Below are 21,490 nucleotides of genomic sequence, written 5' to 3'. Positions count from 1 at the left end.
AGTCTTTGCGAGAATTCAACGGGGCGCGTTTAGCGTAAATTACATTAGGAATTCTTTATTAAGACACAAGTCACAAAATGAGAATAATCTTAAAATTTTCAGAGGGAATAATCCTATAAAACATCAGAAAAGTTTTACTTATTTACCGATTGCTTTCACTTATGGCTAAATCAAGCGCAATTTTATAGGGAAAATTTTTTTATTATTGGATCGGAATAAAACGGAATGGAGGAAAAAAAACGTCGCTAAAAATAACTTTTAGCATTGGATGCTGTGATAAAAGAAATGAACAATAAAAAAGCGGCTATATAGCCGCCTGTTTAGTGAATAACCCTGAAATACGCTGTCACTAAAACTTAAGAAACAAGAATCAATTGTAGTTCGTGCAGTGAACCGATCTGCCAGTCAGGTATGATAGCGGCAGGCCGCTCGCGCCCATCGGCGTTAAGCCAGCAGGTTTTCAGTCCGGCATTGATGCCACCGAGGATATCTGAATCGGGGTTATCCCCCACCATTAGTACACGCTCACGCGGCGGGTTACCCATCTTCTCCAACGCATAGTCAAAAATCGCCGGATGGGGCTTGGCGTATCCCACCTGTTCCGAGATAACCAGCAGATCGAAATAGTCACGAAAGCCGGTGCGCTGTAAACGTACCTGCTGTAACGCCGTAAAACCGTTAGTGATGATGCCCATCTTGACCTTGCCTTTCAGCGCGTTCATCAGATTTACCGCGCCTTCCAGCGGTACACAAACCTCACCCATTGCGGAAAGAAAACCGCTGTTCAGCTCATCGGGCGATACCTTGAGTTTTTCCGCCCAGCCGGTAAAACGCTGGTGCTGTAGCTGCAAAGCGGTGATGGCACCGTTCTGATAATCCACCCACAAGGGCTTATTAACCGCCTGATACTCATCATAATCGTCGTTGCTAAACTCAACGTCGTAATCTTTAAACAGCCGCTGTAACCCGGCAAACGCATCGAAGTGAAACAGCGTGTCGTCAGCGTCAAAAAGGATCCAGTCCCAGTTTTGTAGCATAGCCCTCTCCTGTTACGGCACTTCAGGGCGCTCCTGCGCCAGCCTCTACAGGCTGAGCGCCATAATCAGAGCATCTTCCCTGCCGTGAGGTGCCGGGTAATAATTTCGGCGCACCGAGACTTCGTTAAAGCCGGTCTGTTCATAGAGCGCGATTGCCGCCTGGTTAGAAGCACGAACTTCCAGCCACAGAGTGAAAATATCGCGCTGCTGGAGCTGCTCAATCAAATGGTTCAGCAGGGCTTTACCCAGGCCACGACGCTGGCAGGCAGGATCGACGGCAATATTAAACAACGTCGCCTCATCCAGTACCCACTGGGTAATCGCAAATGCCGCCATGCGGCCATCCAGATCCAGACGGTAATTAAGATAGCGTTCGCCCTGGTTGCTGGCGAAGGTCGCCTCTGTCCACGGGTAAGCGTGGCTGCGCCGTTCAATGGCGAGCGCTTCAGGAAGATCGTTCGGCGTGAGTAAAGAAATCGACATCATATTCACAAATTTGCTGCCAGAGCGCGCGTTTCGCTCCGGCGTCAAAATAGAGCGCCTCAAGCGGCGGCGTGGAAAGGTGTGGACCCTGCTGCGCTACCGGCGCATCGGTGCCCAGACGCCAGCTGGCGCAGGCGCGATCTTCAGGCAGCATAGCCAACTGTTCCGGCGTTACGCTCAGCGTTTGCTGCGGCGCAATCGCCAGCGCGCGCAGCACATCGCTCACCAGGGGGTCCTCGGTGCCAGGAGGAATATCCGCCACGATAAGCAGACGGGTATCCGGCGGCAGCGTGATGGCAATTTCCCCTTTTAACGCGCGCGGACGCCGCAGCTTATATTGCGTAATGCCCATTTGCTGTAGTAGCCAGTCACGTCTGGATGACATAGAAATTCCCGTTACGCTCTTTTATGCCGCGCTGTAACCTAAATAACTGCGGTTGCAGAAGGCACCGCAACAGCTTACCCAAGCGGGCAGCCGAAGTGAACCTTTAACATTAACATTTCTGCAACCTACACGATGACGCGCATATGCTAGCAAACTCATCGAACAAGCGCTAACAAACCACTATACTCTGCGCTCTGATTTCTGAGGAGCTATCTGATGTCTGCTTTTACCCCGGCGAGTGAAGTGATCCTGCGCCACAGTGATGAATGGCAAACACGCCGTGTGCTGTTTGCCGGTGATTTGCAGGATGACCTGCCCGCCCAGCTGGAAACCGGGCTGAGCCGCGTTCACACACAATATTATCATCACTGGCAATCATTAAGCCGCAGCATGGGCGATCGCGCGCAGTTCGGTCTGGTCGCCACGCCGGAAGCGGTAGCAGAGTGCGATACCCTGATCTATTACTGGCCGAAGAGTAAACCGGAAGCACAGTTTCAGCTGCAAAACCTGCTGTCGCTGCTGCCGGTCGGCAGCGATATTTTTGTGATCGGCGAAAATCGTAGCGGCGTACGCAGCGCTGAGGGAATGCTGGAGGAATGGGCCAGGCTGGACAAAATTGACAGCGCGCGCCGCTGCGGTCTGTATCATGGACGACTGACACAGCAGCCTGCTTTCGATGCTGACGCCTTCTGGGACGAATACACCATCGAAGACTGCACCATCAAAACGCTGCCGGGCGTGTTCAGCCGCGATGGTCTTGATACCGGTAGCGCCCTGCTGCTTTCTACCTTTACGCCGCATACCAAAGGTAAAGTGCTGGATATCGGCTGTGGGGCAGGCGTACTGGCTACGCTGCTGGCTCGCCATTCACCAAAGGTTCGCCTGTGGCTGGCCGATGTGGACGCCGCCGCGCTGGCCGCCAGTCAGGCGACGCTGGCCGCAAACCAGCTGGAAGGTGAGGTGTTCGCCAGTAACGTCTATTCAGACGTCACCGGGCGCTACGATATGATCATCTCCAACCCGCCGTTCCATGAAGGGATGCAGACCAGCCTTGATGCGGCCCGCACTCTGATTCGCGGCGCAGCCCAGCACCTTAACAACGGCGGCGAGCTACGGCTGGTGGCAAACGCCTTCCTGCCCTACGCGCAGGCGCTGGATGAAACCTTCGGTCAGCATGAAGTGCTGGCGCAAACCGGACGTTTTAAAGTTTACCGAGCCGTCTGGGGACGCGCAGCCCGCACCCGCTAAGTCGGACTGCGGCGATTAATACGTCATTTTCCGGGGGATATGCTGTTTTTTACAGCAAACGCAACAGAGTGAAGAAATATCTGTTGACGTCCCCGGTAAAAATCTCCAAAATCCGCCTCCGTGGTTACAGTGCTGCAAAGCATTGTTGGAACGCGAAGGTGGCGGAATTGGTAGACGCGCTAGCTTCAGGTGTTAGTGTCTTAACGGACGTGAGGGTTCAAGTCCCTCTCTTCGCACCAAAGACCACGAAAATTCATATCGCACAGCATCTGCGCGAAGGTGGCGGAATTGGTAGACGCGCTAGCTTCAGGTGTTAGTGTCTTAACGGACGTGAGGGTTCAAGTCCCTCTCTTCGCACCAATGCGGTGATATGAAGACAATGTTATGCGAAGGTGGCGGAATTGGTAGACGCGCTAGCTTCAGGTGTTAGTGTCTTAACGGACGTGAGGGTTCAAGTCCCTCTCTTCGCACCAATATTGTCATCCCTTCGTTTTTCTCTCTTTTTATTATCCCTTCAGGTTTATATCTCGCGCCTTCCGGCACGACAGCCCTGTCTGCTTCTCCGTAAACGAGCCGCATCCACTCCCGTTAACTTGCCATCCCGTCACGGTTGCTTACAGTCCGCCGGTATTCACCGATATCACCGCCATGACGCCTGCCAGCACAATACAGGAAGGCAACAACAGATAACGACGCAGCCGATGATGAAACAGCATTGCCGCCGTTGAGAGCAGCGCCACAACCAGCAGCCAGCGCCACTGGCTAAAAGAAAGGTTGATTGAGGCCACAACCGGCATCAGCGCGCCGGGTAAAATAACGCTCCACGCCCCCTGTAACCGTTTTCCCATCGCCCAGCTTACACCCCACAGTCCGCAGGCTGCCATAATTGCCATCAACATATCCACCACCACAAATGATAATGATTACCAATATCATATGATAATTTTTATCATTTTGCACACATCTTGTGATGAAACTTTATACACGAAGATGACAGACCAGTTATAAAGTGGTAGATTGCCAGGATTATTCTTATTTAATAAGATAATAATAACCGCTCAAAATCATCACCAGGGTAACTTTTACTCTGGCAGTGGCGCTTTGAATTTTCGGGGCCGTTCCGAGTGCATAAAAAATGAAATTACAGACCTATGAAGAATTGCTTCACAGCAAATATCGCCTGTCTTTGATGCTGTTTCTTTTTTTAAACGTGGCGACCTCACTTTTTTTATGTTACCGATAAACAAAGGAGAAAACCTTTCGTTTTCTCTGCCAGCAACGCTTATCGTGGCATTAAGTTTATTATTGTTAGCGTTTATCCTGATACAGCCCGATACTAAAAGACCGTTATTATCCCTGACGGCATTTATTATGGGATCGCTGTGGGCATGGTTGATTGTGCATAAAAGCGCACTGGTTTTTTATTTTGATGGCGGCTTTCTGTTAATCAGCCTGATGACCGTTTTTTTTATCAGCGCCATCTCTCTGAGCGAACATCTGCTGGCGTTTTGCCTGCATATTGCCCCCCCTTCTCTGGCGGTGCTGACGCTCGATCGCGGTCAGCATTCACTGACGTTGCTGTTTACTATTACGCTACCGCTGATCGGCTTTACGCTGCAAAGCCTGATGCAGCGGCGTAGCGACCATTTCACGCGTCGGCTGCTGTTCCAGCTGTATGAAGAAAAGCAGACCTGGAGCGATCTGAGCATGCTCGATCCATTAACCGGCCTGTATAACCGACGTGGCCTGAAAAACCGGCTCGAAAGCCTGTTGAATAGTCACGCCGGTAGCCATTTTGTAATGCTGCTCGATATCGATAACTTCAAAGCCTACAACGATAACTATGGTCACGCGATGGGCGATCAGGCGCTGGCGCGGGTATCTGTAGCAATACGCGATGCGGTACGTTCGCGCGACGTCGTCACCCGCTACGGCGGCGAAGAATTTCTGGTATTAATAACCAACGTGAACGCAGCGATTGCCATGCGGCTGGCCGAACGTATACGCCAGCATGTGCTGGACCTGGGAATTCCCCACCATTTTAACCATCTGGTTTCTACGCACGTAACCATTAGCGCGGGTATTGCGCCAATAATTGAACAGGATGCCGAACAGGCAATCGCCAATGCCGACCGGGCATTATATGTAGCAAAAAACCGGGGCAGAAATACCATTCTTTCCTGGGATGAAATTTGTGAAGCGCCCCCAATTTCTCAGCCCGCTGATTTAATTTAAAACGTAGTGCATTAATTAAAAAATATTCAGGGGTGATAATTTATTTTACCTTAATACAAATTACCGTAATTCTTGCATCCTGCTTTCTCCCTGACGTAATAACAGAAAAGCTTAATTAGCGCATGATGAAATAATGACGGGCGGTTCAGGTTAATCATAACCTCGCCGCCGCGCTTTTTATCCACCGGCTACCGCTGGCTAGAAAGTTAACCCCGAAAATTTAGCGGGTTATTTGATTTTACGTGCCGCCGCCACATAGCTTTTGTGCGCCCGCTTGCCAGCGCATTGCTTCCTGGATACAATCAAGAACGATTATCATTTGTCTTCTTATCTACGTTCGGTAGTCGCTCACAACAGGAAGCCCTATGGCCATTGCTACGCGTCAGGCTTATCAAAACGGTTCACTCCCGGTCATCTTTATGCAGCGCGACAGCTCGCTTAGCAGCGCTTTGCATAATCTGTTCCGTGAGCATCGCGCCTGGTTTCTTGACTTTCTTACGCTGGACGAAGCCGCGCCTGCCGATACGTTAATCCAGGCCGAATGGGCGCAGAGTGCGCACTTTACGCGCCTGATGGCGAATTATGGCGATGATATCTATCGCAACCATGCCGATATGGCGCGTGAGGATAAGCCGCTGCAATCCCTGTGGGCGCAGTGGTATTTTGGCCTGATAGTGCCGCCGATGATGCTGGCCCTGATAATGGAGACGCGCGCGCTTGACTGCTCGCTGCAACATTTTCATGTGCAGTTTCATGAGAGCGGACGCCCGGCAAAATTCTGGCTCGACGTGCGGGAAGACGAAGAGGCGCACTATCTGAATGCGCCACAGCGTATCGATCGTCTGATCCAGCGCCACCTGATCCCTGCGGTAGAGGGTATTGCCCAGCACGGCGGCATTAACGCTAAGCTCATCTGGAATAACAACGGCTACCTGATGCATTGGTTCCTGGGCGAAATGAAAAGCTGGGTGGATGAAGCGACGCTGCTGGCGCTGGAACACGCGCTGTTTTTCTCGCGCCATCTGCTGGACGGCAGCGATAATCCTCTGTACCGCACCGTTATTCCGCGCGATGGCGGAATGCAGCGCCGCAGTTGCTGTCAGCGTTATCGTCTGCCTGATGTCGATCGTTGCGGCGACTGCACGCTGAAGTCAGTCTGAGCCTCTTTCCTTCCTTTCGGCGGGTTTTACCGCCGTCTGACATTTACAGATTCCGTTGATTATGGCAGCTTTGTCAGCTTCGTTTATTGTGGAGAGCAGCATGAGCCTGGAGTCTGTACGGCAGTTCTTTGCCGAGCGCGCCCCTGAAATCACCATTATCGAACTGGATAAGAGTACGGCAACCGTTGAGCTTGCCGCCAAAGCGCATGGAGTGGTACCGGGACAAATTGCCAAGACCCTGTCGCTGAAGGTAAAAGAGCAGGTTATCCTGATCGTGACCGGCGGCGATCTGCGCCTCGACAACCGTAAATTAAAAGAGACGTTGGGCGCGAAAGCTCGCATGTTAACTACCGATGAGGTGCTGAACTGGACCGGACATCCCCCCGGCGGCGTTTGTCCTTTTGGTCTTGAATACCCGCTGCCGGTATATTGCGATATCTCCCTGAAGCGCTTTAACGAAGTGCTGCCCGCAGCGGGTGCCATCCATAGCGCGGTGCGCATTTCGCCAGACCAGATGGCGGCGCTTACCGATGCGCAGTGGGTTGACGTCTGTCAGTAAAAACGCGGCGGCAGATAAATACCGTGCCTTAATGTAAAAAAATTATTTCTATTCCTGCGCATCGCGTACAATTGCGCAGTTATTTTTTTACAGGGCTTTCCGTGTCGCTGATCCATTTCGCTGTCGCCCGCAGCCGTCTGCCCGCCATGCTGGCGTTACTGGCTATGCTGCTGCTGTTTATCGCTCCGGTGATTTCTAAATCGCTGATGGCGCAGCGTGGCGGTATGTCAGCAATGATGCATGATGCCGCGCCAGCGATATCTGCTCACCATCACAGCACTATGTCAGCGATGACGGAGACATCCAGCGCTACGGAAAGCCACTCCTGGCATCATTCTGTGTCGCTCATGGATGACAGCGCCTGCGGCTACTGTCTGCTGCTGATTCATCTGCCGCTTGATTCCTTCAAACCGCCTGCGCTCTGGTCATTGCTACAGGCCGCTATACCCGCCGCTCCGCTCCAGCTACAGCCGTTTATCGCCCGCTGGATTCCCATCTGGTTCCGTCCGCGTGGGCCACCGGTTAACGCGCTCCCGCTCGTTTAACCCTGCCACTTTTTAATGCCCGTTCGCGGGTAAAGGAATCATTATGTCGGAAAAAACCGTGCCGACGGCGCTGGCACAGGCTGAGAAAACGCAAAGCAGTCAGGCTTTCCTGCAACTGATGCGCCGTTTGCATTTCACCATCGGCCTGTTTATCGGCCCTTTTATTTTTGTCGCCGCGCTGACCGGCACGCTCTATGTTATGACGCCGCAGCTGGAAAACTACCTTTATACCGAGGCGCTAACCAGCGAGAGCCGTGGCCCGGCTCAGCCACTTTCAGCTCAGATTGATTCTGCCCTGCGTTACGCAGGCAAGGAAACGCAGATTATCGCGGTGCGTCCCGCACCTGCCGTGGGCGACACCACGCGGGTGATGTTCCGCTTTGCGGATAGCGCACCATCAGAAAGCCGTGCGGTTTTCATCGATCCCGTTACGCTGGCGGTACGTGGCGATCTGACGGTATATGGCACCAGCGGTATTCTGCCGCTGCGCACCACGCTCGATTATCTGCATCGCAGCCTGCTACTGGGTGACATTGGCCGCAACTACAGCGAACTGGCTGCCAGCTGGTTATGGGTTGCGGCGCTGGGCGGCCTGCTGCTTTGGGCGGTTCAGCGCACGCCACGTCAGGCAAAAACCGGGCGCGCTTCACGTACCCGGCGTTTGTTGAAAATGCGCACGTTGCACGGCACGTTGGGCGTTGTGCTGCTGGCTGGGTTGCTGTTTTTCTCAACTACCGGCCTGACCTGGTCACGCTGGGTGGGCGACAATATCAACACGTTGCGCGCGCATTATGGCTGGCTGACGCCTGCTGTCGATCTCCGGCTCGATGCCAGCACTGCGCCAATGGTGATGGATGAGCATGCCGGGCATCACGGACAGACGATGCACCACGCGCCGGGCGCGCCGCTGAGTGCCGCACAGTTTGACGGTGTACTCGCCGCCGCTCGCGCCAGCGGCATTGATGCCGCAAAGGTGGAAATTCGCCCCGCAGCGGAAACCGATCGGGCCTGGCTTGTCAGCGAAATCGACCGCCACTGGCCAACGCAGGGTGATAGCGTGGCGGTGAATCCGCATACTTTTAGCGTTACGGATAAAGTTGAGTTTGCTCAGTTCGGACTGCTGGCGAAGCTGACGCGCTGGGGCGTTGATGCACACATGGGAATTCTGTTTGGTCTGGCAAACCAGCTGGTGTTGGCGCTGTTTGGTATCGCGCTATGTGTGCTGATCGCGCTGGGCTACCGCCTCTGGTGGCTGCGCCGTCCGGCTCAGCCGCGCCATCATCCGGCGGAAACGCTGATTTGGGCCTGGCGACGTATCAGCCTCAGCCTGCGCTTTTTACTTACCGTAATAGCGGTTGCGCTGGCTTTTAGCCTGCCGCTGATGGGCATCAGCCTGGTGGGATTTTTACTGCTGGATGCCTGGCGCTGGCATCAGGCGCAGCGGGCATAGCTCTGGCGGGCGGGCTGGCGGAAAAATACGCCAGCCGCCGTTACTGGAGTACGGCGGTTTATCACCGCTCGTTTCTGTAAGCAAACCTTCGGGCGAAGGCTTAACGATTAACGAAAGACCTCCAGCGCATCCACCAGCAGCCGCGCCTGGTTTTTCATGCGCGTGGATGCCTGCGATCCCTCCTCAACCAGCGAGGCGTTTTGGTGCGTGATGCGATCCAAATCTTCTACCGCCTTGCCAACTTCGTTCAGACCCGCCTCCTGTTCGCGCGTGGCGGTGCTGATCTGCTGTAGCATCTCCGTCACGTTCTGCACCTTCTCCACGATATCGCTAATCGTCTGGCCCGCCTGATGCACCTGACCGGCACCCGACTCCACCTTCAGCACGCTGGCCTCAATCAGCTGGCGAATATCGCTGGCGGCGCTGGCGCTACGCTTCGCCAGATTACGCACCTCACCCGCCACTACCGCAAATCCTTTGCCCTGGTCGCCGGCGCGGGCAGCTTCAACCGCCGCGTTCAGCGCCAGAATATTGGTCTGGAAAGCGATGCTGTCGATTAGCCCGGTTATAGAGGCAATCTGCTTCGAACTTTCAGCAATTTCATCCATGGTGACGACGACCTGCTGCATTACCTCACCGCCGCGCACCGCTGCGTTACTGGCAGTGATTGACCAGTCGTTAGCCTGTTCGGTGCTTTGTGCGTTGACGTTAACCGCGGCAGTCATCTGATGCATCGCCGCCGCCGTTTGCTGCACGCTGGCCGCCGTCTGCTCGGTGTGATCGGAAATTTTTTCATTGCCCATCGCCAGCTCGTCGCTGGCCTGATGCACATTCATAACCTGATCGCGCACGTCCTGCACCAGCCAGCGGAACATCAGCCCAAGCTGGTTAACCGCTCGTAGCGTCATGCCGACTTCATCTACCCGATCGAGATGCTCAGCCTTATGAGAAGCACCACTCGCCACGTCCAGCGCTTGCTTGTACACTTTTTCCATCGGGCGCGAAATCTGCTGCTCCAGCCAGCCGCAGGTAAGCAGCGCCACCAGTAGCGAAAGGCCACCGAACATAGCCAGCGACATGCCCTGAATCCCTGCCGTCAGCGCGCTGGCACCGATGCCCAGCCAGCAAAATATAACGCCGCTGCGAATACGCCAGCGCAGCGGCAGCGTTTTTGACCAGGAGAGCGGTCTGAGCCAGCCGCTACGCAACAGTAATCCCTGATGCAGCCGCCAGCCACGCAGCCTGCCCTCACGCATCTGCTGATAAAGCGTTTGCGCCGCGGCGATTTCTTCATCTTCCGGCTTAATGCGTACCGACATATAGCTGGTGATCTTGCCGTTGCGGATCATCGGCATTACGTTCGCCCGCACCCAGTAATGATCGCCATTTTTACGCCGATTTTTTACCAGCCCAGTCCAGGGCCGCCCCATTTTCAATGTCGCCCATAAATCAGCGAAAGCGGCTTTCGGCATATCGGGATGGCGCACAAGATTATGCGGCTGCCCGCTTAATTCAGCACGATCGTAGCCGCTGACTTCAACGAAGTCCTGGTTTGCGTAAGTGATATAGCTGTGTTCATCGGTGGTGCTCATCAGCGTAGTATCTTCATCGAACTGATAAGCCTGTTGGGTAACGTGCTGCTGGTTGCTCATTAGACGGCCTTGTCTTGGTTATTGAAAATTAGTTATTTTTGTAGGAGCTTAATAAAGCTAATCGGCAGCACCCCATTAAAACTTTAACGAAATTTTCGACAGATCGTTCAAAATGTGAGCCAGATGAAATTTTCAGCAATCATTATTTTCCAGCTGAAAACGCTGCCGTAACCAGCGGCTGAGCTCCGTTACCGCACGCGGAACGCGAGCAGCCCACGGGCGCACAAGCCACACGTGGCTGGCAAACGCCCCCATAATGTGCCACTGCGGTAACAGCTGACGCAGCCTTCCCTCTTCCAGCGCCTGGCGCGCGCTGAAATCGGGCAGCATCGCAATGCCCAAACCATCCAGCGCGGCATCACGAATGGATTCACTGTTGTTGGTAGCAAACGGGCCGCTAACGTTAACTACAATCTCCTGCTGCGGCTGCGCCGCATCGCTAAAACGCCAGCGCGGCGGCTCGGTGCCTCGCGGATAGTAAAGGCAATCATGGCGGCTCAGCTCGCTGGGATGCTGCGGTTCGCCGTGTGCCGCCAGCCAGCCGGGCGAAGCCACCAGTAGCGTCCGGGTATCGCACAGCAGCTGGGCGACGTGAGTTTCCGGCAGCGTCCGGCTGTGGCGAATCGCCAGATCGAATCCTTCGCTGGCCAGCGATACCAGGCGATCGGTCACCTCCAGTTGAATACGCACCTGTGGGTGGAGGCGCAAAAATTCGCGGATATGTGGCCGTAGCTGCTGACGCGCAAAAGCGACCGGTGCCGTTATCCGTACCAGCCCACGCAGCGGCCCGCTGCTATCGCGTACGGCAAAAAAGCTCTGCTCAATTTCGGCAAAGGGCGCTCGCAGCGCCTGCACCAGTTTCTCTCCCGCCTCGGTCAGCCGCACGCTGCGCGTGGTACGCTGCACCAGCGGCACACCGGCCAGCGTCTCCAGCTGTTTAATTTTTTGGCTCATCGCCGCTTTGCTGACTTCGAGGCGCTCCGCCGCGCGCGTAAAATTCCCCTGCTCCGCCAACACCGTCAGCCAATGCAGGTGCAGCCATAAGGCGTCCGTTTTTGCTTTCATGATGATTGTTCAAAATAGTAAACAATGCGTTTAACTATAGCGCTTTTTCTTCGGGTATTAAGCGTCCAGGATAGTAAGCAGAGATTGTTAACTGTCCATCAACCGGGAGAAAACCATGCCCTTACTGCAATTTGATCTGATTGAAGGCCGTTCGGAAAGTGAGATAAAAACCATGCTCGACGCTGCGCATCGCGCAGTGCTGAAAGCGTTTAAGGTTCCACAGCGCGATCGCTATCAGATCGTTCACGAGAATAAAAAATACCAGATGGTTTTCGAAGATACCGGATTGGGCCTGACGCGCAGCGATCGTCTGGTGCTGGTGCGCGTCTATACCAGCCCACGCAGCAGCGAGCAGAAGCAATACTTTATGGCCGAGCTGGCACGCGAGCTGGAGAGCAGCTGCGGTATCGGCGGTAGCGATCTGATGATCAGCTTTATCAACAACCAACAGGGCGACTGGAGCTTCGCTAACGGCTCGGCGCAATACCTGACCGGCGAGCTGTAACGGTAAGCCAAAGGCAGCGGATAATATCGATCCGGCTCACAGATACGTATTTTAGACGGCGCATTCTTTGCCCTCTTCTCCCACGGCGAAAATAATTGCAGGAGCAATTAGTTAACGCCAGGCCAGTCCACCCCGTGGCTGGCAGAGGAGAGAACCATGCGAAAACAGGAAGTGGTGGTAAAGCGCAGCCGCGAAGAAAAACTTGCCGTGCTGCGCCAGCGACATCATCTGCCGGTCCTGATTGTCGGCGGCGGTATTAATGGCATCAGTACCTTCCGTGAGTTGGCGTTACAGGGCATCCCGGTGGTGCTGATTGAAAAGGATGACTGGTGCCAGGCGGCAAGCGGCGCGCTGTCGCGCATGATCCACGGTGGATTACGTTATCTGGAAACCGGCGAATTCGATCTGGTCAAAGAGTCGGTGCAGGAGCGCGACCGGCTGCTGAAAAACGCCCCGCACTACGTTGCGCCGCTGCGTACCACGGTGCCTGTTGACAGCTGGGGCGGCGGGTTGGTTAACGCCAGCAAACGCTTTCTGAGACTGGGCGAAAAGCCCACCAGACGCGGTGCGCTATTGTTAAAAACCGGCCTGTCACTTTACGATCTCTACACTCGCCAGCACGGCAGCATGCCGCGCCACCGCCTGCATAACCGCGCCGAAACGCGCGCGCGCTGGCCCAGCTTCGCCGACTGGGTGAAATACAGCGCCACCTACTACGACGCCTGGATTAAAGCACCGGAGCGGCTGGGCGTCGAGCTGGTGCTGGACGCGGAGAACAGCAGTGCAAACGCGCTGGCGCTTAACTACCTCAGCCTGGAAGAGAGCAACGGCGAACGGGTCACGCTACGCGATCGCCTTACCGGGGAAAGCTTCACCCTGGAGCCGCATATTGTGGTTAACGCCGCCGGTGCGTGGATCGACAGGATCAATCATCAGCTGCTGCCCACGGAAGCGCCCAAACTGATCGGTGGCACCAAAGGATCGCACCTGATCGTTGACAGCCCGGCGCTGCTGGCCGAGCTGCGCGATGAAATGGTTTATTACGAAAACCAGGATGGACGCGTCTGCATTATGTTTCCCTGGTACGGCAAAGTGCTGGTGGGCTCCACCGATATTCGCGTGGATAACCCGGACGATATCGCCTGTACGCCGGAAGAACAGCGTTACATCCTCGATTCGCTACGCTTTGTTTTTCCGCATATCGACGTGCGCGACGACGATGTGCTTTACACTTTCGCAGGCGTGCGTCCCCTGCCCACCAGCGACACGGCGGTCAGCGGGCGCATTACGCGCAATCACTCGCTGGTCTACCTTCCCCCGGACGCCACACGCGATTTCTCGGTGCTGAACCTGGTTGGCGGCAAATGGACCACCTTCCGCCGCTTCGGCGAGCAGGCGGCGGATCGCGTGCTGAAATTGCTGGGCGAACAGCGCCAGCGATCGACAGAGGAGATGGCGATCGGCGGCGGGCGCAACTTTCCCTGCCGCGAACGTCGCGCCAGCTGGATCGCTGAGCTACATGAGAAATACCGGGTGTCAGAAACGCGTATCGATCGGCTGATCGAACGCTACGGCACCCGTGCCGTGCCGCTGCTGCGCCTGATCGCCGAACAGGATGAGCAGCCATTACAGCATCATGCCGACTACAGCGATACCGAGCTGCGCTGGCTGATCCAGCAGGAGCAGGTGGTAATGCTGGAAGATCTGCTGCTGCGGCGCACCGCGCTGGGTATCAGCGGCGAGCTTACCCCACCGCTGATGGCAGAAATTGCTCATCTGATGGCGCAGGAGATGAACTGGAGCGATGCCGGACGCCAGCAGCAGCTTGAGGTGACCCTGGCGCGTCTGGCACGTCTGCACGGCGTCTCCGGCCTGCGTTTAGCTTCGCCCTCCCCTTATTACTCCACAGGAGAATTGCATGTCGGCCAGCGATAAAGTACGCCTGAAGCGCCTGTTCAGTCAGGGAAAATGCCTTGATGTTGCTATCGATCACGGCATCGCTAACGAGCCTGATTTTCTGGTTGGGCTGGAGGATATTGAGGGCGTCATGCGCAATCTGATCGCCGCTCAGCCAGATGCCATTCAGGTCAATTACGGTCAGGCCAGTCTGTTACAGCAGGCGGAAACGCCTAAACCAGCGCTGGTGCTGCGTACCGACGTCGGCAACGCCTATAACGCCGTGCGCCATCGTGAAATGTGGGCGGTGCTGCATAACCCGGAAGCACCGATCCTGGCGGCACTGCAAATGGATGCCGCTGCGGTGGTGGTCAATCTCTACCAGATCCCCGACGAACCGGGCATCTTCCGCCAGTGCGTTGAGAATATCGGTCGCCTGCGCCACGCCTGCGATAAATATGCCATGCCGCTGATGATCGAGCCGCTGGTGATGGCGGCGGCGGGCCAGGGGCCAGCCTACGGATCGCTGGGTGACGTGCGCCAGATCGTGCCGCTGGTACGCCTGGCGCGTGAGCTGGGTGCCGATATCATCAAAGCCGATCCAACGGAAAACCCGGAAGACTTTCATCGCGTGGTGGAAGCGGCGCGCTGCCCGACGCTGGTACGCGGCGGTGGTAAAGGCGAGCTGGGGAAAGTGCTGGAAAAAAGCGCGGCGCTGATGGCGCAGGGCGCGGCGGGCATGGTTTATGGCCGCAACGTCTATCAGCATGATAACCCTTCACGCGTGGTCAAGGCGCTGATGGCGATTATTCACCAGGGCGCGAGCGGTGCGGAAGCGCTGGAAATTTACCATAGCGCCTGACGGTTATCACGGCGCGTAAGCGGTGCGCCAGCGGATCGCAACCCGGAGAGTGAAGATGAGCCATTGCTTACTCGGCATCGATGCTGGCAATACCATGATTAAAGCGGTGCTGTTCGACAGCGACGGCCAGGTGCTGTCGGTAGCGGGCTGTGCTGGTGAAACCCGTCAGCCACAGCCCGGCTACGCGGAGCGCCCGATTGAGGACGTATGGCAAGGCGTGCAGCTGGCGGTGCGTGCCTGTTTGCAGCAGGCGGGTCATCACGCGCAACGCGTGGCAGCGGTGGGTGCCGCCGGACACGGCAACGGGCTCTACGCGCTGGATAAGCGACAGCAGCCGCTGCTGGGCATTCAGTCGATTGATATGCGCGCCGCATCATTGGTAAGCGCCTTAGAGCAGCAGGGCAACGCCGAGCTTATCTGGCAGCGTTCGCTACAAAAACCCTGGCCTGCGGCAACGCCGGTGCTGCTTAGCTGGCTGAAACAGCATGATGCGGCGCGCTACGCCCGCATCGGTCATATTCTGTGCGCCAAAGATGTTATCAATCACTTTCTTTGCGGCGCAATCGCTACCGACTACTCCGATGCGGCGGGCGCGGGCCTGATCGATTACGCCAGGCGCGGCTACAGCGAAGTGCTGATGGCGCTGTACGGACTGGAAGCGGCGATGCCGCTGTTGCCGCCGCTGCATGAATCCTGTGCGGTGGTGGGCCAGGTGACGCCGCACGCCGCCAGCCTTACCGGGCTACCGGTGGGGATTCCGGTAGTAGCGGGCATCTTCGACGTGGTGGCGAGCGCGGTAGGCTCCGGCGTGGTCAACTGCGGTGACGCCTCAATTGTCGCGGGTACCTGGAGCATCAATCAGGTGGTGGTGGAGAAGCCGGAGTATCAGCGGCCGGTTTTTATGAATTCGATGATTGAACGCGATCGTTTTATGGCGATTGAGGCCAGCGCCACCTCCGCCGCCAACCTCGACTGGTTCGTGCGTGAGTTTGATGACGGGCGCGGCGGCGAAGGCGCGGTGCGCAGCAGCGATCTGGTGGCGCAGGTGAAACCCGATATGCAGCTACCGTTCTACCATCCCTATCTTTACTCAGGCCGCAAGGCGGGCCCGGCAAAGGCGGGATTTTACGGACTTGGCGGCTGGCATACCCGCGCCGATATGCTGTTTGGGCTATTTGAAGGCGTCACCTTTGCCCATCGCGCCCATATCGATCGACTGCACGCCGCCGGTATTCCGTTCAGCCAGGCGATCCTTTCCGGCGGCGCGGCGCGCAGCTGCGTCTGGCCGCAAATGTTTGCTGATGTACTGGGCATTCCGATTCGCGTCGCCACCTGTAGCGAAACCGGCGCGCTGGGTGCTGCCATCTGTGCGGGCGTTGGCGTCGGGCTGTGGCCGCACCTGGCGGCTGGCGTGGCGCAGGCGGTAAGGCTGAATCCTGGCGTGCTGCTGCCGGATGCATCACGCCATGCTTTCCACGCCACCCGCTATCAGATGTTTAAAAAACTGGAGCTGGCGATGGACGATCTCTGGCACGATGCCGCCATCAACGTCTGAATTTATCTGCCTTACGTAACAGTTGTGATATGGCATGTTGCAGCAATGTGACAGTCAGGATAGATTGAAAAAATTCCGTTCTCTCCCTGTCATGAAAGCGATTCTGGCGCGCTTGCCGCAGCCAGCTTTCGCGTGAGGAATTTCCGTTGTCCGAATGGTTTTCAGTCATCCTGTTTGTCGCGTCGATCGTGATTTACGCCTGCAAGGCCGGGCGCAACCGCTTCTGGTATCTGGCGCAGCTGCTGGTGCTTGGGCTGTTTATCGTACTTAACGCCGCACTCTACGCCAGCAACTATTTCACCGGCGAGGGCATTAATGACGCGGTAATCTATACCCTGACCAACAGCCTGACCGGCGCAGGCGTCAGTAAATATGTCCTGCCCGGCATTGGCCTGCTGCTGGCGCTGTTTCTGGTGTTCTGCCTGCTGTCATGGCTGCTGCGTCGGCGCGGTCATCGCCCACACCACGTCGGCTACAGTCTGCTGGCGCTGCTGCTGGCGATCGCATCGATAAAAACCGCGCCCGCCTGGCAACAGGTTACCGATCTGGTGATCGCACCCGCGCCAGCAGAGGGCGGTGATTTTGCCCGCTGGTATCATGTGCCGCAAAAGCAGATAGCCAATCCCAGGCTAAACCTGGTTTATATCTATGGCGAAAGCCTGGAACGAACCTATTTTGATGAGCAGGCTTTTCCTGGCCTGGCGCCGGAGCTGAGCCATTTGAAGCAGCAGCAGGCGCTCGATTTCTCACAGACCGAGCAGCTACCCGGCACCGAATATACCATCGCCGGGATGGTGGCTTCGCAGTGCGGCATTCCGCTGTTCGCGCCTTTTGAAGGCAACGCCTCAGCCTCGCTTGCCAGCTTCTTTCCGCAAAATATTTGCCTCGGCGACGTGCTGAAAAATTCCGGCTACCAGACCTGGTTTATACAGGGTGCCGATCTGCGCTTCGCCGGTAAAGACACGTTCCTCCGCTCGCACGGCATCGACCACCTGTATGGTCTGGAGGAGCTGAAAAGCCGCGTAGCCGATCCTGATTACCGCAATAACTGGGGCTTCTATGACGATACGGTGATGGATGAGGTGTGGCAGCAGTTTGAGCAACTGTCGCAGCAGAAACAGCCCTTCGCCCTGTTTACCCTGACGGTGGATACGCACCACCCGGACGGCTTTATCTCACGCGGCTGCGATCGAAAAAGCTACCGTTACGAAGGCAAGCCCAACCAGTCATTCAGCGCCGTCGCCTGTAGCCAGCAGCATATTGCGCGCCTGATCGATCGTATTCTCTCCTCGCCGTGGGCGAAAAATACCCTGATTGTGGTGTCGTCCGATCATCTGGCGATGAACAACAGCGCGTGGAAATTCCTTAACGCCCACCAGCGCGATAACCTGTTTATGATTATCCGCGGCGATCGGGCGCAGCCGCAGCTGCTAACCATGAAGCGTAGCTCGCTGGACAATGGCGCAACCGTGCTGGATCTGCTCGGCGGCGATAAGGCTATCGGCCTGGGACGCAGTTCACTGTCAGATCGCTCGCTGTCGGAGCAGTTCGATATGAAGAAAAAGGTGCTGACGTGGAAGCCGGACGTGATTCAATTGTGGGGATTCCCCAGACATATCGACCGCTTTAGCGTCGACAGCACGAAAAACAGCATCAGCTTCTCCGGCGCGCATTTTAGCCTGCCGCTGCTGCTCAGAATCGGTAAGGATAAGGTGGAGCCGCTGCCGGAAGGCGAATACGCCGCGCCGCTGCGCTTCCAGCTCGCCGATTTTGCCGCCGATGACAAATTCGTTTGGGTTGACCGCTGCTTTAAAATGGCGCGCCTGTGGCAGCCTGCGCTGGCGCTCTCCACCGATCTTTGCGCCGCGCAGGGTCAGCTCGGCGCACAGCCGCTGGTGCAGCATATCGACAAACCGATATGGCAGGGAGAGGTACGGATACCCCAGCAGCCGCTGGATGAGGCACGCCGTCAGCAGAACATCGCCCTGCTGAAAATTGCCGACAACGACATTCGCTATCAGGCAGAGAGCTTCAGGTTCGATGTGCCGGGTGCGCCGCAGACGGTGATGCAGTTTAACGGCATCTCGCGTCCGGAAGCCTGGGGGCGCTGGTCGAATGCTAATCTGGCACCGGAAGTAACCATTGATTATCGCGATCCGCTGCCGCCGCGCTTCAGGCTGCTTATCCGGGCGAAAGCGTTCGGCCCCAACGCCCAGCGTCCGGTTCAGGTACGGGTTGGCGCATGGCAGCAGGCCATTACCTTAACGCACGAGGTCACAACGGTAACGCTACAGGGTAATAATACCGACGGCAGCCGCCAGCTGGTGATTACGCCGCCAGAACCACAGCTGTCAAACGAGGGAAATATTATCGGCCAGGCGCCACGCAAGCTGGGCATCGGGCTGGTAGAAATCAAGGTGGTAACGGTAACCGAATAATCGCGCGGTTTTTTACCGCTCAGTCACCTTCCGTGCATGGTGATGGCTGTTTTGCCATCGCCTGCGCTTTCTCTGCTCCCTGATGCTGATAACAAAAGCAAGGCGAAAAAACCGCAACCGGATCTTTTTCGCTAATCCATCGTTTTTACGCTATCACCCCGTTTCAAACCGGCAGAATAACTAACTGCCGTACAATTTCGTTCAACAATTGATATTTATTTAGCAAAATTATTGCGTCACAGCTTAAGAAGAGAGGCGTTTGAAAAATATAATTAAATGAAAGCGCCAAAATAAATCCTTTTTTTTCTGGCAACGCTGTAACCGAACCAGACTGTTTTTTAAATAAAAACTACGCTTTAATATTAAAAATTCACTTTAACCAAATACATAAAGAAATGCTCAACGGCAGCCCATCAATATTAAAAAACAACCCCAGCCCTGCTTAAATCTTTATTAAAACTTATTATCTAATCAACAGATAATGGTGCTTACCTGAGCGTTTATATCCGCGCCCGATCACAATTTAGCCGTTCACCGCTGTGCTAGTTTTATTTTCGCCGTAACACGGCAGAAAACTTAAATCTTTAAAAAAATCTGCAGGAGATATTCCTATGAGTACTTATGTAGCGCCAGAAAAAAACAATTACCCAGGACTTGACCGGGGCTTCAACCAGCGATTTAAACTCGACAACGACTTATCTCAATCCCAGGGTGAAGGCGTCTATCTTGTATCAGATGCCGACGATATTGTGAAAACGCTGCAAAATTTACATGAATTATCAGCGCAGTCCGGAGAAATAAAAGTTATTTCCGGCGGACACTGTTATGAAAACTTCACCTTTCAAAGCGCGACAGATACTCATTCAGGATCCAAAACGCGCTTTGTTATTGATCTGAGCAATATGCGGGGTATTAGTGAAGAGGAAAAAGCGGGTAAAAAATATATCGTCGTTGAGCCGGGTGCTTCCAACTGGCTTATACAGCAAACCCTGCATGCAAAATATGGCGCGGCCCTGCCGGGCGGTTCCTGCTATTCCGTATGCGCTGGTGGACATATCGCAGGCGGCGGCTATGGTTTATTATCCCGCCTGCATGGGCTAGTTGTCGATTATCTGGCTGGCGTTGAGATGGTCATTCCCGATACCACTGAGGGCAAATATAAAATCAGAGCCTTTACGCCAGGCAACGATGAAGATCGGCTGAACTGGGCCAGCCGCGGCGGCGGCTCCGGTCATTTTGGCATTATCACTAAATATTATTTTGAAAAACTGAGCGTTCCTGCCGCGCCTGAACATGCGCTGTTTATCAGTTTCCCGGTGCCCTGGGCACAGTTCAGCACCGACTCTCCGAAAACGGATGCGGCCAATTTCGCGGCGTTTTTACAATCCTATTATACTGCCTGTGCTCAACTACCTGAACAGGCCTTTACCCTGGGCAAATTCACCTTCCGGCAGAATAGCAGCGACTTTATGGCTATCAGTATGCAGGTAGTATATGGCGATCATTCCGGGCACGACAGCGCCATCCTTGGAGGCCAGGATGTCCCGGCCCTGACCAGGGATGAGGCAATCAAGGCAATTGATGATTTTATTGCCTGCATGGAAAATTGGATCCCTACGGCGAAAACAAAAAAATATTCCCGGCAGCCTTATTATCTGCCCGGCCATCCGGTCTCGGCAGCGGTTCAGCTAAATCAGCTATACGATCTTCCCTGGATTGATATGACGCAGATGCTGAATGGATCGGGTGAAAACCAGTGCGGTAAGTACAAAAGCAGTTGCATGGTAGAAAACTTTATTCAACCTGAAGGGGAGGAGATTTTTTATTTCCTTACCGGCACACAACAGGGTAATGAAGTGCCCGATACCGTAGATAAAGCGCAAACGCTTATTCAGATTGATAGTTACGGAAAACAGATCAATGCCATGGACAATATGGAACAATCCCGTACTGCCGTCGCTGCCCGTAATTCGGTGCTTAAACTTCAATATCAAACCTACTGGAAGAATTATGAGAACAGGGACGAGGAGCAGCGTAAAGCGGTTGAAAAAGCTATCGTCACCTGGTTTAACGAGGGCTATAACCGTATCCATTATAAGGGGACCAATAACGCCAGCGGCTTTCCTGTCTGGGGCGATAAATATCAGGGATGCTATTTTAACTATCCCGATCGGCAGCTGGGCGTTAATCCGGGTTATATATCCGATCCGGGCGAACAGTATGGCGATTTCCTGCTGCTCTACTTCGGCGAGCACGTGCGCAAAGAACTGCTGGCGATTAAAACCAGCATCGATCCCATGAATAAATTCGCCTTCTCGCAGTCGGTATTGAATCCCGGACTTGATCCTGACGGTGACCGAACGGCTTAATTGACGCCAGAAACAATAACGGCCAGACGCCGGAAGGCGCTGGCCG

Annotated in this window: 17 protein-coding genes, 3 tRNA genes and 1 pseudogene; 15 read left to right on the top strand and 6 right to left on the bottom strand. The window is 55.1% G+C overall.

Annotated features, from left to right (window positions below; translation table 11 throughout):
- Window positions 1-356 precede the first annotated feature (356 nt).
- From yjjG to C7M51_RS21240, 3 genes are read right to left on the bottom strand one after another with little or no spacing between them, the layout of a single operon-like run.
- Window positions 357-1,037 carry a pyrimidine 5'-nucleotidase gene (gene yjjG / locus C7M51_RS21250; protein WP_160623442.1) on the bottom strand — a complete coding sequence of 227 codons (681 nt, stop codon included), beginning with the start codon at window positions 1,035-1,037 and terminating at the stop codon, window positions 357-359.
- A 45-nt stretch (window positions 1,038-1,082) separates the two neighbouring features.
- Window positions 1,083-1,523, bottom strand: coding sequence for a ribosomal protein S18-alanine N-acetyltransferase (gene rimI / locus C7M51_RS21245; RefSeq protein WP_160623441.1), 441 nt, complete (start codon window positions 1,521-1,523; stop codon window positions 1,083-1,085).
- On the bottom strand, window positions 1,483-1,905 hold the full coding sequence (locus tag C7M51_RS21240) for a DNA polymerase III subunit psi (RefSeq protein ID WP_160623440.1): 423 nt from the start codon (window positions 1,903-1,905) through the stop codon (window positions 1,483-1,485). The genes rimI and C7M51_RS21240 overlap by 41 nt, the downstream gene beginning before the upstream one ends.
- Window positions 1,906-2,121: 216 nt before the next feature.
- On the opposite strand from C7M51_RS21240, the gene rsmC reads away from it, so the two are divergent.
- The 4 genes from rsmC to C7M51_RS21220 all read left to right on the top strand — a co-directional run bounded on the left by rsmC (window position 2,122) and on the right by C7M51_RS21220 (window position 3,626).
- On the top strand, window positions 2,122-3,153 hold the full coding sequence (gene rsmC, locus C7M51_RS21235) for a 16S rRNA (guanine(1207)-N(2))-methyltransferase RsmC (RefSeq protein ID WP_160623439.1): 1,032 nt from the start codon (window positions 2,122-2,124) through the stop codon (window positions 3,151-3,153).
- Between the two features lie 152 nt (window positions 3,154-3,305).
- A tRNA-Leu gene (locus C7M51_RS21230) sits at window positions 3,306-3,392 on the top strand.
- Window positions 3,393-3,426: 34 nt separating this feature from the next.
- A tRNA-Leu gene (locus C7M51_RS21225) sits at window positions 3,427-3,513 on the top strand.
- A 26-nt stretch (window positions 3,514-3,539) separates the two neighbouring features.
- A tRNA-Leu gene (locus C7M51_RS21220) sits at window positions 3,540-3,626 on the top strand.
- Window positions 3,627-3,767: 141 nt separating this feature from the next.
- Here C7M51_RS21220 and C7M51_RS21215 read toward each other — a convergent pair.
- On the bottom strand, window positions 3,768-4,052 hold the full coding sequence (locus tag C7M51_RS21215) for a DUF1435 domain-containing protein (protein WP_160623438.1): 285 nt from the start codon (window positions 4,050-4,052) through the stop codon (window positions 3,768-3,770).
- A 236-nt stretch (window positions 4,053-4,288) separates the two neighbouring features.
- On the opposite strand from C7M51_RS21215, the pseudogene C7M51_RS21210 reads away from it, so the two are divergent.
- The 5 genes and pseudogenes from C7M51_RS21210 (at window position 4,289) to C7M51_RS21190 (ending at window position 9,102) form a co-directional block, all read left to right on the top strand.
- Window positions 4,289-5,388 (top strand): annotated as a pseudogene (locus tag C7M51_RS21210) (diguanylate cyclase).
- 365 nt (window positions 5,389-5,753) lie between these two features.
- Window positions 5,754-6,548, top strand: coding sequence for a siderophore-iron reductase FhuF (gene fhuF / locus C7M51_RS21205; RefSeq protein ID WP_160623437.1), 795 nt, complete (start codon window positions 5,754-5,756; stop codon window positions 6,546-6,548).
- Between the two features lie 100 nt (window positions 6,549-6,648).
- Entirely contained in the window at window positions 6,649-7,107 is a 459-nt protein-coding gene (locus C7M51_RS21200) for a YbaK/EbsC family protein (RefSeq protein WP_160623436.1), read from the top strand.
- 101 nt (window positions 7,108-7,208) lie between these two features.
- Window positions 7,209-7,652: a DUF2946 domain-containing protein gene (locus C7M51_RS21195; protein ID WP_244323778.1), complete on the top strand. Its 444-nt coding sequence runs from the start codon at window positions 7,209-7,211 to the stop codon at window positions 7,650-7,652.
- A gap of 43 nt (window positions 7,653-7,695) precedes the next feature.
- Window positions 7,696-9,102, top strand: coding sequence for a PepSY-associated TM helix domain-containing protein (locus C7M51_RS21190; protein WP_160623435.1), 1,407 nt, complete (start codon window positions 7,696-7,698; stop codon window positions 9,100-9,102).
- Between the two features lie 107 nt (window positions 9,103-9,209).
- Here the strand turns inward: C7M51_RS21190 and C7M51_RS21185 are convergent, their stop codons facing one another.
- Both C7M51_RS21185 and C7M51_RS21180 read right to left on the bottom strand, forming a co-directional pair.
- Window positions 9,210-10,754 (bottom strand): methyl-accepting chemotaxis protein, encoded by a 1,545-nt coding sequence (locus tag C7M51_RS21185; RefSeq protein ID WP_160623434.1) that lies wholly within the window; start codon window positions 10,752-10,754, stop codon window positions 9,210-9,212.
- A gap of 132 nt (window positions 10,755-10,886) precedes the next feature.
- Window positions 10,887-11,822, bottom strand: coding sequence for a LysR family transcriptional regulator (locus tag C7M51_RS21180; RefSeq protein ID WP_160623732.1), 936 nt, complete (start codon window positions 11,820-11,822; stop codon window positions 10,887-10,889).
- A 112-nt stretch (window positions 11,823-11,934) separates the two neighbouring features.
- Here C7M51_RS21180 and C7M51_RS21175 point away from each other — a divergent pair, with 112 nt between their 5' ends.
- From C7M51_RS21175 to C7M51_RS21150, 6 genes are all read left to right on the top strand, one after another.
- The gene (locus tag C7M51_RS21175; protein WP_160623433.1) at window positions 11,935-12,324 is read left to right on the top strand and encodes a tautomerase family protein; all 390 of its coding nucleotides are present in this window, start codon (window positions 11,935-11,937) and stop codon (window positions 12,322-12,324) included.
- A 156-nt stretch (window positions 12,325-12,480) separates the two neighbouring features.
- Window positions 12,481-14,259 (top strand): glycerol-3-phosphate dehydrogenase/oxidase, encoded by a 1,779-nt coding sequence (locus C7M51_RS21170; protein ID WP_244323777.1) that lies wholly within the window; start codon window positions 12,481-12,483, stop codon window positions 14,257-14,259.
- Window positions 14,243-15,082, top strand: coding sequence for a class I fructose-bisphosphate aldolase (locus C7M51_RS21165; RefSeq protein ID WP_160623432.1), 840 nt, complete (start codon window positions 14,243-14,245; stop codon window positions 15,080-15,082). Before C7M51_RS21170 ends, C7M51_RS21165 begins: the two co-directional genes overlap by 17 nt.
- Window positions 15,083-15,137: 55 nt before the next feature.
- Window positions 15,138-16,637 carry an FGGY-family carbohydrate kinase gene (locus C7M51_RS21160; RefSeq protein ID WP_160623431.1) on the top strand — a complete coding sequence of 500 codons (1,500 nt, stop codon included), beginning with the start codon at window positions 15,138-15,140 and terminating at the stop codon, window positions 16,635-16,637.
- A gap of 146 nt (window positions 16,638-16,783) precedes the next feature.
- Window positions 16,784-19,075, top strand: a complete 2,292-nt coding sequence (opgB, locus tag C7M51_RS21155) for a phosphatidylglycerol--membrane-oligosaccharide glycerophosphotransferase (RefSeq protein WP_160623430.1) — start codon at window positions 16,784-16,786, stop codon at window positions 19,073-19,075.
- Between the two features lie 611 nt (window positions 19,076-19,686).
- On the top strand, window positions 19,687-21,444 hold the full coding sequence (locus C7M51_RS21150; protein WP_160623429.1) for an FAD-binding protein: 1,758 nt from the start codon (window positions 19,687-19,689) through the stop codon (window positions 21,442-21,444).
- Window positions 21,445-21,490 lie beyond the last annotated feature (46 nt).

The sequence above is a fragment of the Mixta intestinalis genome, from assembly GCF_009914055.1.
Classification (GTDB): Bacteria; Pseudomonadota; Gammaproteobacteria; order Enterobacterales; family Enterobacteriaceae; genus Mixta; species Mixta intestinalis.
This window is presented reverse-complemented; position numbering and strand designations above follow the sequence as displayed.